The organism is Pseudomonas khavaziana (genome assembly GCF_036704165.1).
Classification (GTDB): Bacteria; Pseudomonadota; Gammaproteobacteria; order Pseudomonadales; family Pseudomonadaceae; genus Aquipseudomonas; species Aquipseudomonas khavaziana.
Genome location: NZ_CP129946.1, coordinates 5,122,204 through 5,138,310, shown reverse-complemented (window position 1 = coordinate 5,138,310; position 16,107 = coordinate 5,122,204). Strand labels below are relative to the sequence as shown.

General features: G+C 61.6%; 17 protein-coding genes. 8 read left to right on the top strand and 9 right to left on the bottom strand.

Features of this window, described 5'->3' with window-relative positions; all coding sequences use genetic code 11:
* Nucleotides 1–3: 3 nt before the first annotated feature.
* Together arcA and arcD (QYQ93_RS23055) are read right to left on the bottom strand one after the other, a co-directional pair.
* Entirely contained in the window at nt 4–1,260 is a 1,257-nt protein-coding gene (gene arcA / locus QYQ93_RS23060) for an arginine deiminase (RefSeq protein WP_043049082.1), read from the bottom strand.
* 25 nt (nt 1,261–1,285) lie between these two features.
* On the bottom strand, nt 1,286–2,713 hold the full coding sequence (gene arcD, locus QYQ93_RS23055; RefSeq protein ID WP_032879725.1) for an arginine-ornithine antiporter: 1,428 nt from the start codon (nt 2,711–2,713) through the stop codon (nt 1,286–1,288).
* Between the two features lie 404 nt (nt 2,714–3,117).
* Between arcD (QYQ93_RS23055) and arcD (QYQ93_RS23050) the strand changes: the two genes are divergently transcribed.
* Nucleotides 3,118–4,545 (top strand): arginine-ornithine antiporter, encoded by a 1,428-nt coding sequence (gene arcD / locus QYQ93_RS23050; protein ID WP_043049081.1) that lies wholly within the window; start codon nt 3,118–3,120, stop codon nt 4,543–4,545.
* Nucleotides 4,542–5,393, top strand: coding sequence for a DNA-3-methyladenine glycosylase (locus QYQ93_RS23045; RefSeq protein WP_338475544.1), 852 nt, complete (start codon nt 4,542–4,544; stop codon nt 5,391–5,393). The genes arcD (QYQ93_RS23050) and QYQ93_RS23045 overlap by 4 nt, the downstream gene beginning before the upstream one ends.
* Nucleotides 5,394–5,497: 104 nt before the next feature.
* Here the strand turns inward: QYQ93_RS23045 and QYQ93_RS23035 are convergent, their stop codons facing one another.
* The 7 genes from QYQ93_RS23035 to QYQ93_RS23005 form a co-directional block, all read right to left on the bottom strand.
* A complete protein-coding gene (locus tag QYQ93_RS23035) occupies nt 5,498–6,847 on the bottom strand; it encodes a CoA transferase (protein WP_338475543.1) in 1,350 nt (449 codons plus the stop codon).
* A 40-nt stretch (nt 6,848–6,887) separates the two neighbouring features.
* On the bottom strand, nt 6,888–8,231 hold the full coding sequence (locus QYQ93_RS23030; RefSeq protein WP_338475542.1) for a HAMP domain-containing sensor histidine kinase: 1,344 nt from the start codon (nt 8,229–8,231) through the stop codon (nt 6,888–6,890).
* A 67-nt stretch (nt 8,232–8,298) separates the two neighbouring features.
* A complete protein-coding gene (locus QYQ93_RS23025; RefSeq protein WP_338475541.1) occupies nt 8,299–8,760 on the bottom strand; it encodes an LTXXQ domain protein in 462 nt (153 codons plus the stop codon).
* Between the two features lie 103 nt (nt 8,761–8,863).
* Nucleotides 8,864–9,541, bottom strand: coding sequence for a response regulator transcription factor (locus QYQ93_RS23020; protein ID WP_043049073.1), 678 nt, complete (start codon nt 9,539–9,541; stop codon nt 8,864–8,866).
* 7 nt (nt 9,542–9,548) lie between these two features.
* Nucleotides 9,549–9,956 carry a translation initiation factor 2 gene (locus QYQ93_RS23015; RefSeq protein ID WP_043049071.1) on the bottom strand — a complete coding sequence of 136 codons (408 nt, stop codon included), beginning with the start codon at nt 9,954–9,956 and terminating at the stop codon, nt 9,549–9,551.
* Nucleotides 9,957–10,062: 106 nt separating this feature from the next.
* Complete coding sequence (locus QYQ93_RS23010; protein ID WP_043049070.1) at nt 10,063–10,362, bottom strand: YciI family protein; 300 nt, start codon at nt 10,360–10,362, stop codon at nt 10,063–10,065.
* A 1-nt stretch (nt 10,363) separates the two neighbouring features.
* Nucleotides 10,364–10,960 (bottom strand): septation protein A, encoded by a 597-nt coding sequence (locus QYQ93_RS23005; RefSeq protein WP_005790819.1) that lies wholly within the window; start codon nt 10,958–10,960, stop codon nt 10,364–10,366.
* 87 nt (nt 10,961–11,047) lie between these two features.
* Here QYQ93_RS23005 and QYQ93_RS23000 point away from each other — a divergent pair, with 87 nt between their 5' ends.
* The 6 genes from QYQ93_RS23000 (at nt 11,048) to rluB (ending at nt 15,993) form a co-directional block, all read left to right on the top strand.
* Complete coding sequence (locus tag QYQ93_RS23000) at nt 11,048–11,911, top strand: PHP domain-containing protein (RefSeq protein WP_043049067.1); 864 nt, start codon at nt 11,048–11,050, stop codon at nt 11,909–11,911.
* 13 nt (nt 11,912–11,924) lie between these two features.
* Entirely contained in the window at nt 11,925–12,554 is a 630-nt protein-coding gene (locus tag QYQ93_RS22995) for an L-threonylcarbamoyladenylate synthase (RefSeq protein WP_034115727.1), read from the top strand.
* 120 nt (nt 12,555–12,674) lie between these two features.
* Complete coding sequence (locus QYQ93_RS22990) at nt 12,675–13,373, top strand: ScpA family protein (protein WP_338477287.1); 699 nt, start codon at nt 12,675–12,677, stop codon at nt 13,371–13,373.
* Nucleotides 13,374–13,385: 12 nt separating this feature from the next.
* The gene (gene scpB / locus QYQ93_RS22985) at nt 13,386–14,300 is read left to right on the top strand and encodes an SMC-Scp complex subunit ScpB (protein WP_338475540.1); all 915 of its coding nucleotides are present in this window, start codon (nt 13,386–13,388) and stop codon (nt 14,298–14,300) included.
* Between the two features lie 136 nt (nt 14,301–14,436).
* The gene (locus QYQ93_RS22980) at nt 14,437–14,628 is read left to right on the top strand and encodes a DUF1289 domain-containing protein (protein WP_043049065.1); all 192 of its coding nucleotides are present in this window, start codon (nt 14,437–14,439) and stop codon (nt 14,626–14,628) included.
* 144 nt (nt 14,629–14,772) lie between these two features.
* Entirely contained in the window at nt 14,773–15,993 is a 1,221-nt protein-coding gene (rluB, locus tag QYQ93_RS22975; protein WP_338475539.1) for a 23S rRNA pseudouridine(2605) synthase RluB, read from the top strand.
* The last annotated feature ends 114 nt before the right edge of the window (nt 15,994–16,107 follow it).

Genomic DNA, 16,107 nt, shown 5'->3' with positions numbered 1-16,107 from the left:
TCCTTAATAGTCGATAGGGTCGCGGATGATCGGGCAGGTCATGCAGTGGCCGCCGCCACGGCCACGGCCCAGCTCACCGGCGCTGATGGTGATGACTTCCACACCGGCCTTGCGCAGCAGGGTATTGGTGTAGGTGTTGCGGTCGTAGCCGATCACCACGCCGGGTTCCACTGCCACTACGTTGTTGCCGTCATCCCACTGCTCGCGTTCGGCGGCGAAGCTGTTGCCGCCGGTCTCGACCACGCGCAGGGCCTTGAGGTTGAGGGCTGCGGCGACGGTATCGAGGAAGTTGGTGGTCTCGCGTTGGATATCGATGCCGTGGGGCTTGCTGTCGTCAGGGCGCAGGGTGAAAGGCACGATCTGGTTGACCACTTCCGGGAAGACGGTCACCAGGTCGCGGTCGCAGAAGCTGAACACGGTGTCCAGGTGCATGGCTGCACGGGATTTCGGCAGGCCGGCAACAATCACTCGCTCAACCGCGTTGTTCTTGAACAGGTTGCGCGCCAGTTGGCCGATGGCCTGGTGGGACGAGCGCTCGCCCATGCCGATCAACACCACGCCATTGCCAATCGGCATGACGTCACCGCCTTCCAATGTAGCGGCGCCGTGTTCCTGATCCGGGTCGCCGTACCAGATCTGGAAGTCGGCGTTGGTGAACTCCGGATGGAACTTGTAGATGGCGGAGGCCAGCAGGGTTTCCTGGCGTCGCGCCGGCCAGTACATCGGGTTGAGTGTTACACCGCCGTAGATCCAGCAGGTGGTGTCGCGGGTGAACTGGGTGTTGGGCAGCGGCGGCAGGATGAAGCTGGCGTGGCCGAGGAAGTCGCGGAACATCTCGATGGTCCTGCCACCGAAGCTGCTCGGCAGGTCATCGGCCGACACACCACCAATCAGGAACTCGGTGATCTTGCGCGGCTCCAGGCTGCGCAGCCACGAGCCGACCTCATCGACCAGGCCCAGGCCCACGGTGTTGGCGGTGATCTTGCGCTCCAGTATCCAGTCCAGGGCTTCGGGGATGGCGACGATGTCGGTGAGCAGGTTGTGCATTTCCAGCACATCAATATCCCGCTCGCGCATCTTGGTCACGAAGTCGAAATGGTCGCGCTTGGCCTGTGCCACCCACAGCACGTCATCGAACAGCAGTTCGTCGCAGTTATTGGGGGTCAGCCGTTGGTGGGCCAAGCCTGGGGAGCACACCATGACTTTGCGCAGTTTGCCGGCTTCGGAATGTACGCCGTACTTAACTTTTTCCGTGGTCATTACAAATCCTCCAGTGAACATACAATTACAGAGTCAGGAAGCCGTCGTAGAGGCCATAGGCCGCCACCAGGGCGCCAATGACCACTGCGGCGAAAATCAGCTTCTCGACGTTGGTGAAAATCGGTTTGCCCAGTTCACGCTTGGCCTTGGCGAAGAGGATCGCGCCGGGGGCATAGAGCAGGGCAGAGAGCAGCAGGTACTTGGTGCCGCCGGCGTAGAGCAGCCAGATCGCGTAGATCAGCGCGACGGCGCCGATGAACAGGTCTTTCTTGCGCTCCTTGAGGGCGTTTTCGTAGGTTTCGCCACGCACCGCCAGCAGCAGGGCATAGGCCGCCGACCACAGGTAAGGCACCAGGATCATCGAGGTGGCGAGGTAGATCAGCGACAGGTAGGTGCTGGCGGAAAACAGCGTGATCACCAGGAAGATCTGTACCATCGCGTTGGTCAGCCACAGGGCATTGACCGGCACGTGGTTGGCGTTTTCCTTACGCAGGAACTCCGGCATGGTGTGGTCCTTGGCGGCGGCAAACATGATCTCCGCACACAGCAGCACCCAGGACAGCAACGCGCCCAGCAGCGAAATGATCAAGCCGACGCTGATCAGTACCGCGCCCCAGTGACCGACTACGTGTTCGAGCACGGCGGCCATCGATGGGTTCTGCAGCTTGGCCAGTTCCGGTTGGGTCATGATCCCCAGGGACAGCACGTTCACCAGCATCAGGAACAGCAGCACGGTGATAAAACCGATCACGGTGGCCTTGCCCACGTCGCTGCGTTTCTCCGCACGGGAGGAGAAGATGCTCGCGCCTTCGATTCCGATAAACACCCACACGGTGACCAGCATCATGTTGCGCACCTGGTTCATCACACTGCCCAGGTCGGGGTTTTTCACACCCCAGATGTCAGCGGTGAAGATATCCAGCTTGAACGCGAACAGCGCGATGAGCACGAACAGCAGCAGCGGTACGACCTTGGCCACGGTGGTGACCAGGTTGATGAACGCCGCTTCCTTGATCCCGCGCAGCACCAGGAAATGCACAGCCCACAGCAGCACCGATGCACCAATCACCGCCGCTGGCGTGTTGCCTTCGCCAAAGATCGGGAAGAAGTAGCCGAGGGTGCTGAACAAGAGTACGAAGTACCCCACGTTGCCCAGCCAGGCACTGATCCAGTAACCCCAGGCGGATGAGAAACCCATGTAGTCGCCGAAACCGGCCTTGGCGTAGGCGTACACACCGCCGTCCAGGTCAGGCTTGCGGTTGGCGAGGGTCTGGAAGACGAATGCGAGGGTCAGCATGCCGATGGCGGTAATTACCCAGCCAATCAAAACTGCGCCTACGTCGGCACTGGCGGCCATGTTTTGCGGCAGCGAGAAGATCCCGCCGCCAATCATTGAGCCCACTACAAGTGCAACCAGCGCACCAAGCCTAAGTTTTCCGGGAGAATCAGACATTGCGTGACTCCAATGCAGGAGAAGAGAGATCACAGAATAATTCCGTGCGCTAATCAAACAGCTGACTCAGATCACTTCATTGGCACATTCCATTGTGAATTAACGACTTAGGGGCATAAGTTGCTGGGCGACGCAGTCCGCGGGAGGGCGCTTGCTAGAGCGGGCTCTTCCGATGTGGTTAATCATTTCGTCTGGGACATGGTGGTTGACGCTAGTTCGTATTTGCGGATGTGCAAACTTTTTGTACGGCGTCTGACGAACGCTTCATAATTGACTTATTTAAATTCTAAATAAGCCTAAACTTCTCGCGTTTACATGCACTTATGTTATGAGCGTTAGTGTCACTAAATTGAATTAGTTGAGTGCGCAGTGGTCGGCTCAAACTTTTATTGTGAGGAACCTGCATGTCCCAACCAGCCCAGAAACTTCGGCTCAGTGCCCTGATCGCCCTGGTCGTGGGTTCGATGATTGGCGGCGGGATCTTCTCGCTCCCGCAAAACATGGCGGCCCGTGCGGAAGTGGGCGCCGTGCTGATTGGCTGGGCAATCACGGCGGTCGGCATGTTGACCCTGGCCTTTGTGTTCCAGACCCTGGCCAACCGCAAACCGGAACTGGACTCCGGCGTGTACGCCTACGCCAAGGCCGGTTTTGGCGACTACATGGGGTTCTCGTCCGCCTGGGGTTACTGGATCAGCGCGTGGATGGGCAACGTCGGTTATTTCGTGTTGCTGTTCAGCACCCTGGGTTACTTTTTCCCGGCGTTCGGCCAGGGCAATACACCGCTGGCCATTGGTTGTGCGTCGCTGTTGCTGTGGGCGGTGCATTTCCTGGTGATGCGCGGGATCAAGGAGGCGGCGTTTATCAACCAGGTCACCACGGTGGCGAAGATTGTGCCGCTGTTGATGTTTATCGTGATCGCCGCGGTGGCGTTCAAGGCGGATATCTTCACCCGCGATATCTGGGGCCTGGGTAACCCGCAGATGGGCAGTGTGGTCGAGCAGGTACGCCACATGATGCTGGTCACGGTGTTTGTGTTTATCGGCATCGAAGGCGCCAGCGTGTACTCGGCGCGGGCCGAGAAACGCTCGGATGTAGGCCGCGCCACGGTGATTGGTTTCCTGGGCGTGCTGGCGCTGTTGGTGCTGGTGAATGTGCTGTCCCTGGGCATCATGAGCCAGCCGCAATTGGCGCAGTTGCAGAACCCTTCCCTGGCGGGCGTGCTGGAACATATCGTCGGGCCCTGGGGCGCGGTATTGATCAGCATCGGCCTGGCGGTTTCGCTGCTTGGGGCGTTGCTTTCATGGGCGCTGCTCTGCGCGGAAATCCTCTATGCCACTGCCCAGGACCAGACCATGCCGGCATTCCTGAAAAAGGAAAATGCCAATCAGGTGCCGGTTAACGCGTTGTGGCTGACCAATGTGATGATCCAGGCGTTCCTGGTGATCACGCTGTTTTCGGCCAGCACCTACACCACCCTGATCTACCTGGCGTCGTCGATGATCCTGGTGCCCTACCTGTGGTCGGCGGCCTATGCGGTGTTATTGAGCGGGCGCGGCGAGACCTATGCCGGCGCCCAGCGCCAGCGCATGAAAGATTTGGCAGTGGGGCTGATTGCTCTCGGCTATGCGGTATGGCTGTTGTATGCCGGGGGCTTGAAGTATTTGCTGCTGTCGGCGCTGCTGTATGCCCCAGGTGTGATCCTGTTCGCCCAGGCCAAGCGCGAGCAAGGTCAACCCTTGTTTACCCACGTGGAAAAAGGCATTTTCAGCTGCGTGATCGCGGGCGCCGGGTTGGCGGCATACGGGTTGTATAGCGGGGTATTGTCGTTGTGAGATTGGCGTATCAGCCGCCCTACGATTGGGCGGCAATGTTGGCGTTTCTGTCAGCTCGAGCCATCAATGGATTAGAAACCGTTGAGGCCGGCGTGTACCGGCGCAGCATCAGCGTGAACGGGCAACAGGGTTGGCTCAGCGTGGCGCCCGGCGCGGGTGATTGGCTGGAGGCGGATATCGCGTTTCCTGACGCGGCGGCGCTGCCCGAGATCGAGCGACGTCTGCAGGCGATGTTCGACCTGGATGCGCAGCCCGAGGTGATCAATGCCCAGTTGGCTGGCGACCCGTTGATGGCGCAACTGGTCGCGGCCCGTCCTGGCCTTCGCGTGCCCGGGACCTGGGATGGGCTGGAGCTGGCGATTCGTGCGGTGCTGGGCCAGCAGATCACTGTGGTGGCGGCCATTCGCCTGGCGGGCAAGCTGGTGGCGCAGTATGGCCAGCCGCTGCACACCCCATACGCCGGTATCACCCATGTGTTCCCGACACCCGAAGTGCTGGCGGCGGCGGACCTGGCGACCCTGGGCATGCCCAAGGCGCGAGGCCGTACCTTGTCTGCCGTGGCCCAGGCAGTGTTGGATGACCCGCAGGTGTTCCAACCCAAGGCCAGCCTCAAGGACGGCGTTGCACGGTTGGTGGCGTTGCCGGGGATTGGCGACTGGACCGCGCAGTACATCGCCATGCGCCAGTTGCGCGAGGCGGACGCGTTTGCATCTGGGGATATCGGTTTGATCAATGCGCTGGCGGCGCTGGAGGGTGGGCCGGTGTCGGCGCGGCAGTTGCTGGCCCGGGCCGAGGCGTGGCGACCATTGAGGGCATATGCGGCACAGCATCTGTGGACAACCCTGTAGGAGCGAGCTTGCTCGCGAAAAACCTTAGATCGCCGCTGGGTGTCAGGTTTCCCGCGTTATCGTTGGCGACCTTCGCGAGCAAGCTCGCTCCTACAGTGTATTAATCACCACTGAGGCCGGTGCGCGCCCAACTCCCCCGCCGGCAAATCCCACTGCAACGGCGTGCCACTGATGCTCAGCGGCGCCAGCAACCGATGGGCCTGCCCCCACGCCGTCTGCTCCACCACCAGCCCTTGATCGCTTGGATCTTCAGCACGCAACGCCGCTTGTCCCGGCACGTGTCCTGCATCCACCAGCAACTTCGCCGTACGCGCCAATGACAAGCGCGCCGAGCCACCGCGGCCGGATGCCAGGCGTTCGCCCAAGGCCCGGATCGCACTGGCAGCCATCAGGTAGCCGGTGGCGTGATCCAGCGCCTGCACTGGCAGCGGCACGGGTTTATCCGCCTGCTTCCAGGCCATGCCCGCCTCGGCAATGCCGCTGCTCATCTGTACCAGGCTGTCGAAGCCGCGACGGTTACGCCATGGGCCGCTCCAGCCGTAGGCGTTGAGGCTGACGTCGATCAGCCCGGGGGCGAGGTCTTGTCGTTCGCCGATGGTGTAGCCCAGTTGCTCCAGTGCATCGGCGCGGTAACCATGGAACAGCACGTCAGCATCCTTAAGCAGGGCTTCGAATACCTGTCGGCCTTCGGGGCTTTTCAAGTCAAGGCGGGCACAGCGTTTGCCCAGGGTCATTTCCGGCACCACGCCGGGTTCGTTCCAGGTCGGCGAATCGATGCGCAGTACATCGGCACCCAACCCGGCGAGGAAACGACTGGCCACCGGGCCGGCCAATACGCGGGTCAAGTCCAGCACCTTGATACCGGCCAGCGGGCGCGCAGGCGAACCGAGCCAGGGTTTGTCGGTGCGGCTTTCGAAAACCTGGCGCTGTACCAGCTCTTCGGCATTCACTGCCAAGCCTTGTGGATGCTGCTGCCAGGCTTGCCACCCACGCATCTGCGCGGCACAACCGCCGGCGTCGACAATGGCCTGCTCCAGTTCGGCGGCGTTCCATGCCGCGACTTTGGTTGCCATTTCGGCGCGGTCGGCCACGGGCCCCAGCACCCGCTCTGCCGCGGCACGGTGATGGGGCGCGTTGGTATGCAAGCGAATCCAGCCGTCGGTGCTGGCGTAGTCACCGGCCACCGAGTCCCACAGCGGCGGCACTTGCCAACCCACCGGGCGAATTGAAGAGGAGAACCACAAGGAGGCCAGGCGCCGGTCCACGCTGACATTGGGCAAGCGCCCGGTCTGCTGCTGGAGCAACTGGGCGATGGCCTGGCCGGCGGCGCCGATGCTGGCAGCGGCCAGGTCGGTGACGGCGAAGGCCGAGGGCAGGGCCCCGGTTTCGGTCATGGCTATCGCTGCGTATGGTAAATCGAGTGCGGCTTGGATGGGAGTCAGCAGGTCAGTCATCAAAGGCCCTCCGTAAGAGAGGGGCCACTATAGAAGATCTTCACACGGCTGTGACAACGCCGGGTTCCAGCGGCAGATCGATACTGGCGACAAAACCGCCGTCAGGATGATTGGCCAGGATCAGGTTGCCGCCATGGCGCTCGGCGGCGCGACGGGCGATGGCCAGCCCCAGCCCATGTCCCTGGGCAACCTGGCCGGGGGCGCGATAGAACGGCTCGCCCAGTTGGCTCAAGTGCTCGGCTTCAACGCCGGGGCCGTGGTCACGCACGCTGATCAGAATGCGCCCGCCTTGGTGCTGGGCCTGCAATTCAATCGGTTGGCCGACGGGGTTGAAGCGTTGGGCATTGCGCAGCAGGTTATCCACGGCGCGTTCGATCATGGTCGGCCAGCCTTTGAGGTGCAGGTCGGCTTCGGTGTTGAGGTGCACCATCTGGTCTGGCGCGCTGAGCTGGGCGTCCTTTTGCAGGGTCTTGAGAAGCGGGTTGAGGTCGATATCTTCGGCGCTGGCGTTGTCGGCATCGACCCGCGCCAGTACCAGGATCTCGCTGATCAAGGCTTCCAGGCGGTCGCATTCGCGGGTCAGGCGTGGCCAGAGTTTCTCCCGTTCTTCGGGGCTGGCCCGTTCGGCCAGGGCCAGGGCGATACGCAAGCGCGCCAGCGGCGAGCGCAGTTCGTGGGACACGTCACGCAGCAACTGGCGCTGGCTGCCGATCAGGCTTTGCAGGCGCGCACCCATGCGGTTGAAGTCGGTGGCCAACACACCGAACTCATCACGTCGATTGGCCAATTGCGCCAGGCTGTTTTGCTGATAGGTGGCTTGCCCCAGGTCATGCACAGCGCCGCGCAGGCGGCTGAGTGGGCGGGTGATGGACAGCGTCACCAGCAGGCTGAACAGGGTCAGCACCACCAGGGCAATCGCCAGGGCACTGAACGGCCATAACAGGCTGCTACGGTGCCAGGCATCCAGCTCCGGATGGGGGATGCGGTAGATCAACAGGTAGGTGTCGCCGGTTTTGTCGCTGGTGTACTCGGCCGTCAGACGCCGCCAGGGCAGGTGGCCGTCCTTGCTGTCATTCTGCCGGGCCTCGAAGGCCGCGGCGCGGCGCGGGAAGGTGCCACGCACCACCGGCTCGCCGCTTTCGTTGAGCACTTGCACGTCGATGTGGTATTGGCGTTTGCGTTGTTGCAGCAAGTCCTGGGCAGCGTCCTCGCCCTGGGCTTCGTAGAGTTGGGTCCATTCCTGCGCCAGGTTGTTGAGGCCGGGATGGCGGCTGAGAATCCAGGCGTCCTGATTGAGCATATGCCCGAGCAGGATCGACAAGCCGGCAACCAGGGCGATGGCCAGCCAGAAACTTGCCAGGATACGCCAGAACAATGAACGCACAGGAAACCCTCAAACAGGCAAAGCCCAGCGGCGTGAACCACTGGGCTGTAGGCATTACGTTCGCGCATTATTGCGCTTTTTGCGCCTTCTGGGCTTTCCAGGCCTGGAATTCCTTCCACTCGGCGCGGCGCTCGGTTTGCTTCTTGACGATCTCGTCGTACTTCTTCTGTTGGTCGGGCTTGAGCACGGCACGGATATCGGCCTGGGTTTTCTGCTTGCCGGCGGCGATTTCGTCCTGCATGGCTTTCTGGTCAGCGGCCGGCAGTTTGTCCAGGTACTTCTTGACCAGGTCTTTGCGAGCGTGCCATTGGTCACCCATGAGCTTGCGGATCTGTTCGCGTTGTTCCTTGCTTAGGTCCAGTTGGCTGAACGGGCCACCTTTGCCACGCGGACCATGTTCACCACCGTGGCCCGGGCCACCCATCATGTGGCCGGAGGGTTCGCCCATCGGGCCTGAGCCCTCTGGCATGGCCATGGCTACGGTAGGCAGGGCAGCGGCGAGCATCAAAGCGATAAGGGTCTTGCGCATGGTGATTCTCCTGTCTCTATTCCGGTGAGTCCGGATGTGAGTAGATTAGGGAGATCAAGGTCAGCCGCCGTCAGGAGAGGGTAAAGATTTGGTAAGGCTGCCTCTAGAGGCTGTAGTAGTACCCGCGACTGCGCAACGCGACGATCCGTGGCCGACCATCCGGGTGCGGGCCGATTTTCTTGCGCAGGTTGCTGACGTGCATGTCCAGGCTGCGATCATAAAGAGTCAGCTTGCGGCCCAGGGCGATCTGCGCCAGTTCCTGTTTGTCCAAAGGCTCGCCGGGTTGGCGCAACAGGGCTTCGAGCAGGCGACTTTCGGAAACAGTGAGGGTGAATTCCTGCTCATCGATGCTGACCACGCCGCGCACCGGGCTGAAGCACAGGTCGCCCAGTTCCAGCTGGGTCGACACCGCGGCCGGGTGGCTGCGGCGCAATACGGCACGCAGGCGCGCCGTCAATTCGCGGGGATCGCAGGGCTTGGCCAGGTAGTCGTCGGCTCCCAGTTCCAGGCCGAGGATGCGGTCCAGGGGCTCGCCCCGGGCCGAGAGCATCAACACCGGCAACTCCGGGTGGTCGCTGCGCAATTGCTTGAGCAGCTCCAGGCCGCTGCCGTCGGGCAGCATCACATCGAGCACCACCGCCGCGGGGGCGGCTTCGGCCAGGGCTTTGCGGGCGCTCAAGCCGTCGTGGCAAGCGCGCACCTGGAAACCTTCCTGGCTCAACCAACTGGTCAGCAGCTCACAGAGCTCCTGGTCATCATCTATCAGTAACAGCTCGCTCATGACTCACTCAATTTAGCCATTGTCGACGGCGACGGTGCCCACCGCTGGCGAAGATCCCACACAATAGGGCGATCAGCGCGACGGTCGCACCGATGACGAACCACTGTTGCTGTTCGGTCAGCCAGCGGGTCAAGGCGCCGCCCTGTGTCTCTTTGAGTTGCTGGGCCAGGCGTTGGTTCTCCTGGCGCAGGCGACTCAGTTGGGCGCTTTCGCGGGCAGCGTCTGCGCTTTGCAGTTGCTTGCCCAGTGCTTCACGCTGGCGTTCGCTTTCTTTCAAACGTTGCTGCAACTCGGTGACCTGGGCGTCGGCACTCAAGGACAAGGGCGCGGAACCGCCGCTGTACGAGGGCTCTTCAGCGTGGGCCGTAGCCCCGATCGTTAACACTGCCAACAGACACAACTGACGTAAGCGCATCGGAACTCCTGATTCCACACGAATATTCAGAACGTTGTCGGCAGGTCACCGGGAATAATGAGCCATTGGCAGTACGCCGAACCGTTTTGCTTCGGCGCCGCCGGGCTCAAGGCAGGACTTGCTTGAACGGCTTGATCACGACATCGGCGTACACGCCGGCCGCGACATAAGGATCTGCCTTGGCCCAGGCCTGGGCGTCGGCCAGGGAGGCGAACTCGGCGACGATCAAGCTACCGGTGAAACCGGCCTCGCCCGGCTCATTGCTGTCTACCGCAGGATGCGGCCCAGCCAGTACGATTCGGCCTTCGGCCTGCAGTTGTTTGAGGCGCTCGACATGGGCCGGGCGCACGCTCAGGCGTTTTTCCAGCGAGTTGGCAACGTCAGTGGCAATGATGGCGTAGAGCATGTCAGTCCTCGGTTTTCGGCGTGGTAGGGGCGGTGTCATGCAGGTGCCGCGACAGGTAGATACCCTGGCCGATCAGGAACAATACGGTCATGCCCAGGCTGCCGAACACTTTGAAGTCGACCCAGTAGTCCTGGAAGGTAAACGCCACGAACAGGTTGGCGGCACCGCAGAACAGGAAAAACACGATCCAGGCCACGTTCAGGCGCACCCATACCGGTTCCGGCAAGGTCAGCGCATGGCCCATGATCCGCTTGATCAGCAGGCGGTCACCGATAAAGTGACTGCCGATAAACACCAGCGCGAACAGCCAGTTGACCACCGGGGCTTTCCATTTAAGGAAGGTTTCGCTGTGGAACGCCAGGGTCAGGCCGCCGAAGACCAGGCAGGCGATGAGCGTGAGCCATTGGCTTTTTTCCAGCTTGCGCTGGGAGATGAAGATGGCGCCGTAGACCACTATGGAGCTGATGATCAGTACCGCGGTGGCGCTGTAGATGCCGCCGAACGAAAGCTCGTGACCGGCGATTTCGATGACCCTGGGGTCGAGTTTGGTAACGATGAAAAACAGCAACAGCGGGATGAAGTCGATGAATTGTTTCACAGTAAGAGCCAGAAGCTGGATGTGGCGGCATAATAACAAACATCCTTGGTTGCGATAGCGCCAGCTGACTTGAGGTTACATACCCACGTGAATGTTGATTTGCACTGCCACAGCACGGCCTCCGACGGCGCCCTGGCGCCCGCGGTACTGGTTGCGCGGGCGTTTGAAAAAGGCGTGCGAGTCCTGTCGTTGACCGACCATGACACCCTCGAGGGCCTTGATGAAGCCCGCGAAGCCGCGCATTCCCTGGGCATGCAACTGGTCAACGGCGTGGAGTTGTCGTGCACCTGGGGCGGTGCCACCATCCATGTGCTCGGCTACGGCTTCGACCAGCATGCCCCGCCACTGGTGGCCGCCATCGCCCAATTGCACGATGGCCGCTGGCTGCGATCCGAAGAAATAAGCCGCAAGCTCAGCCTTAAAGGCATGCCCGGTGCTCTGGACGGTGCTCGCGCCATCCAGCAGGAGTTGGGCGACAGCGGCAACGCGCCGGCCCGTCCGCACTTTGCCGACTGGATGGTACGTGAAGGCTATGTCAAGGATCGCGCCGAGGCCTTTCGCAAATGGCTGGGCGCCGGCAAGTTGGGCGATGTGAAGCTGCATTGGCCGACCCTGGAAGACACCGTCGAGACCCTGCGGGCCTCCGGGGCCTGGGTCAGCCTGGCGCATCCCTGGCATTACGATTTCACCCGCAGCAAGCGCCGCAAGCTGATCAGCGACTATATTGGAGCGGGCGGCCACGCGATTGAAGTGGTCAATGGGCATCAACCTGCCGAACAAGTCGGCAGCCTGGCGATTCTTGCCCGCGAATTTGGTCTGCTGGTCAGTGCCGGCAGTGATTTCCATGGTCCAGGCGGCTGGTCCGAGATTGGCGAGTATCGCCAGGTCCCGGAAGATCTGCCGCTGTTGTGGGGGCGATTCAAGCATGACCCCATTATTGCCACCGTCTGAACAGGTAGAACACGTGAGTCAATTCTTCCAGATTCATCCGGAAAACCCGCAAGCGCGCCTGATCAAGCAGGCCGTCGAGATCATCCGCGCTGGCGGCGTGGTGATCTACCCGACTGATTCGTCCTATGCCATTGGGTGCCAGATCGGCGACAAGGGCGCGGTCGAGCGGGTAAGACGCCTGCGCCAACTGGATGACAAGCACAACTTTGCGCTGATCTGCAGCGACTTGTCCCAACTGGGGCTGTTTGCCAAGGTCGATACCGGCACCTTTCGCCTGCTCAAGGCCCACACGCCGGGGCCCTACACCTTTATTCTCAACGCCACCCGCGAAGTGCCGCGGTTGTTGCTGCACCCGAAGAAACGCACCATCGGCCTGCGTGTGCCGGAGCATCCGATAGCCCTGGCTTTGTTGGCCGAGCTGGGTGAACCGCTGATGAGCGTGTCGTTGATTCTGCCGGGTGAAACCGAGCCGCTGTATGACCCTTACGAAATGCGCCGCCTGCTGGAAAAACATGTCGACCTGATCATCGACGGCGGTTATGGCGGCAACAAGGCTTCCACGGTGATCAACCTTGCCGATGGCGAACCGGAGGTGGTGCGCGTTGGTTGTGGCGACCCCACACCGTTCATGGTCGAGGCCTGAATGTCGGCCTTGGAAACCGCTGACCCCCAGGCCGGCGCCCAGCAGGAACTGCCGTTTGCCATGGTGTATGGCCAGGCGGTGATGGAAATGCCCCTGGACCTGTACATTCCGCCGGATGCCCTGGAGGTGTTTCTTGAAGCCTTCGAAGGCCCGCTGGACTTGCTGCTGTATCTGATCCGCAAGCAGAACATCAATATCCTCGACATCCCCGTGGCGGAAATCACCCGCCAGTACATGGGGTATGTCGAGCTGATGCAGTCGGTGCGCCTGGAACTGGCTGCCGAGTACCTGGTGATGGCCGCCATGCTCGCCGAGATCAAGTCGCGCATGCTGCTGCCGCGCTCGGAAACGGTGGAAGCCGAAGAGGATGACCCGCGCGCCGAACTGATCCGCCGCTTGCAGGAGTACGAACGCTTCAAGGCCGCTGCCGAAGGCATCGACAACCTGAGCCGTGTGGGCCGCGATGTGGTGGTGCCCAAGCTCGATGCGCCCGAAGCGCGTGCGCGTAAATTGCTGCCGGATGTGAGCCTGGAAGAATTGCTGATGTCCATGGCCGAGGTGTTGCGCCGTGGCGATATGTTCGAAAGCCATCAGGTCAGCCGTGAGGCGCTGTCCACCCGCGAGCGTATGAGCGATGTACTGGAGCGTCTCAAGGGCGGTGGGTTTGTGCCGTTTGTCGGGCTGTTCACCGCCGAAGAAGGGCGACTTGGGGTGGTGGTGACCTTTATGGCTATCCTCGAGCTGGTCAAGGAGTCCCTGGTGGAGCTGGTCCAGAATGAGCCTTTTGCGGCTATCCACGTGCGGGCGCGAGCCGAATAACGAGCTGAATCGATGAATCTGACTGAACCCCGCGAACTGGCACCCTTGCTGGAGGCCTTTCTCCTGGCCTCGGGCAAACCGCAATCCCTGGAGCGCCTGTTCGAACTGTTTGAAGAAGCCGAACGCCCGGAGCCGCCGGTCTTCAAGAAAGCCCTGGAGATCCTGCGCAAGTCCTGCGACGGCCGTGCCTTTGAACTGCGCGAAGTGGCCTCGGGTTATCGCCTGCAGATCCGCGAGAAGTTTTCGCCGTGGGTTGGTCGTTTGTGGGAAGAGCGCCCGCAACGTTATTCCCGGGCGATGCTGGAGACCATGGCACTGATCGCCTATCGCCAGCCGATCACACGGGGTGAAATCGAGGACGTGCGTGGCGTGGCGGTCAACAGTCATATCGTCAAGACCCTGCTGGAGCGCGAGTGGATCCGCATCGTCGGTTACCGTGATGTGCCGGGTAAACCCGCGATGTTCGCCACCACCAAGGTGTTCCTCGACCACTTCAACCTGAAAAACCTCGACGACCTGCCGCCCTTGGCCGAACTGCGCGAAATGGAAGCCGAGCCGGTGCTCGACTTCGACGACGCGCCGGTGCCGCAAAGCCTGCAGGAACTGGCTGATGCCAGTGCCGAGCCGGAGGAGCCGAAGGACGAGACCAGTTTCCACACGTTATTGTTGGAGCTGGACGATATGGAGCAGGGGATCAAGACCGACTTTGACGATTTATTGCGCGATGCTGCCGACGAGCCGCAGACCGAGGTGAACGTTGAACCCGAGCCCGAAGTCGAAGAAGACATCCTCGGCGTCGCCGACGCCCGGGAAAAGCTCCTGGCCGCTGTCGCCGCCCTCGAACAACCGCCGCTGAGCGACGAAGAGGACGAAGCCCGCGCCCTGGCCGAGGCCATCGAAAACGAACGCCGCCTACTCGAAGACTGATGCTGATTTAGCGTGGGAACGGGATTGCTCCCGATGGCGGTGTATCAGCAACATATGCAACAACTGACCCACCGCTATCGGGAGCAAGCCCCCTCCCACATTGGATCTCCATTGTCTGGATGGTCTGGGAGAAAAAATGAGTTCAACCAAAGACCCGTGCATCAGCATCTGCAAATTCAGCGACGACATCTGCGTCGGCTGCGGGCGCAGCAAGCGCGAAATCCGTGCCTGGAAAAAACTCGATAAAACCGACAAGCGCACGGTATTGGCCGAAGCCGAGCTGCGGTTGTTGGCACTCGGCGCCACCGGTCGGCGGAAAAGCAAATGACTTGGGCGTTATCGACTAGTCTGTGATGCGCAACACGCGCCATGCGCGTATGATTCGCGACCCCTTGCCGACCTATTCGGCCAAGGCCCCGCTTTCAATACCCTTCAGGCCACGCCTGAATCGACCCACCGGGAGGTGCTTACGATGAATGACCAAGACCAGAAAGACCAGGAAATCGGCCCAGCAGGCGAAAAGCTGCAAAAGGTGCTGGCGCGTATCGGTGTGGGCTCGCGCCGCGACGTTGAAGCCTGGATCACCCAGAAGCGCATCAAGGTCAACGGCGTCGAGGCCACCCTCGGCCAGCGCGTCGACCTGCACGATGCAATCACCATCGATGGCAAGGTGATCAAGCGTGAAGAGGTCGCCGAATCGGTGCGCCGCGTGATCATGTACAACAAGCCCGATGGCGAGATCTGCACCCGTGACGACCCGGAAGGCCGTCCGACCGTGTTCGACAAGATGCCAAAGCCTAAAGAAGGCCGCTGGATCAACATCGGTCGCCTGGACATCAACACCACCGGCTTGCTGATGTTCACCACCGACGGTGAACTGGCTAACCGCCTGATGCATCCGTCCTACGAGATGGACCGTGAATACGCTGTGCGTGTACGCGGTGAAGTCGATGACGAGATGATCGAACGCCTCAAGGCCGGCGTGGTGCTGGAAGACGGCCCGGCCAAGTTCACCGATATCAAGCAGGCCCCAGGCGGTGAAGGCTTCAACCACTGGTACCACTGCGTGGTGATGGAAGGCCGCAACCGCGAAGTGCGTCGCCTGTGGGAATCCCAGGGCCTGGTGGTCAGCCGCTTGAAGCGCGTGCGTTTCGGCCCGGTGTTCCTCAACTCCGACCTGCCGATGGGCCGCTGGCGCGAAATGAGCCAGTACGAAGTCGACATCCTCAGCGCCGAAGTCGGCCTGACGCCGGTCGCGATGCCGCAGATGAATGCCAAGAGCAAGGACAAGCTCGAGCGTATGCAGCGCAAATCCTCGCGCCCAGTAGCGCGTACCGAGCGCGTGGCCCGTACCCTGCGCCCGGCGCTGAATGCACCGGCCACTGGCGGTCGTATCTCCCGTGAGCCGCAGATCGAAGGTGAGCGTCGCCCAACCGCACCGTCCCGTCAGGAAGGTGAACGTGCTCCCCGCACACCACGTCCTGCCCGTGGCGAAGCGCCAAGCGGTGGTCGCAGCAACCGTGGCGAAGCGGATCGCCCGGCCGACAACGCCAGTACCAAGCGTCCAGCCAAGCCAGCGGCGAACAAGCGCCCTGGCCCGAAACTGGTAGCCGATGAGCCGTCGGGCAAGCGCCGCGGCGCACCGGCCGGCTCCGGCCAGCGTCCGGGCTTTGGTCGCAAGAAGCCGCAGTGATGCGCTAAGCGCTGCACAAAAACGCCAACCCTAGGGTTGGCGTTTTTTTTGATCTAAATTTGAAATGCAATCAACTGTGGGAGGGGGCTTGCTCCCGATAGCAATATGTCAGCC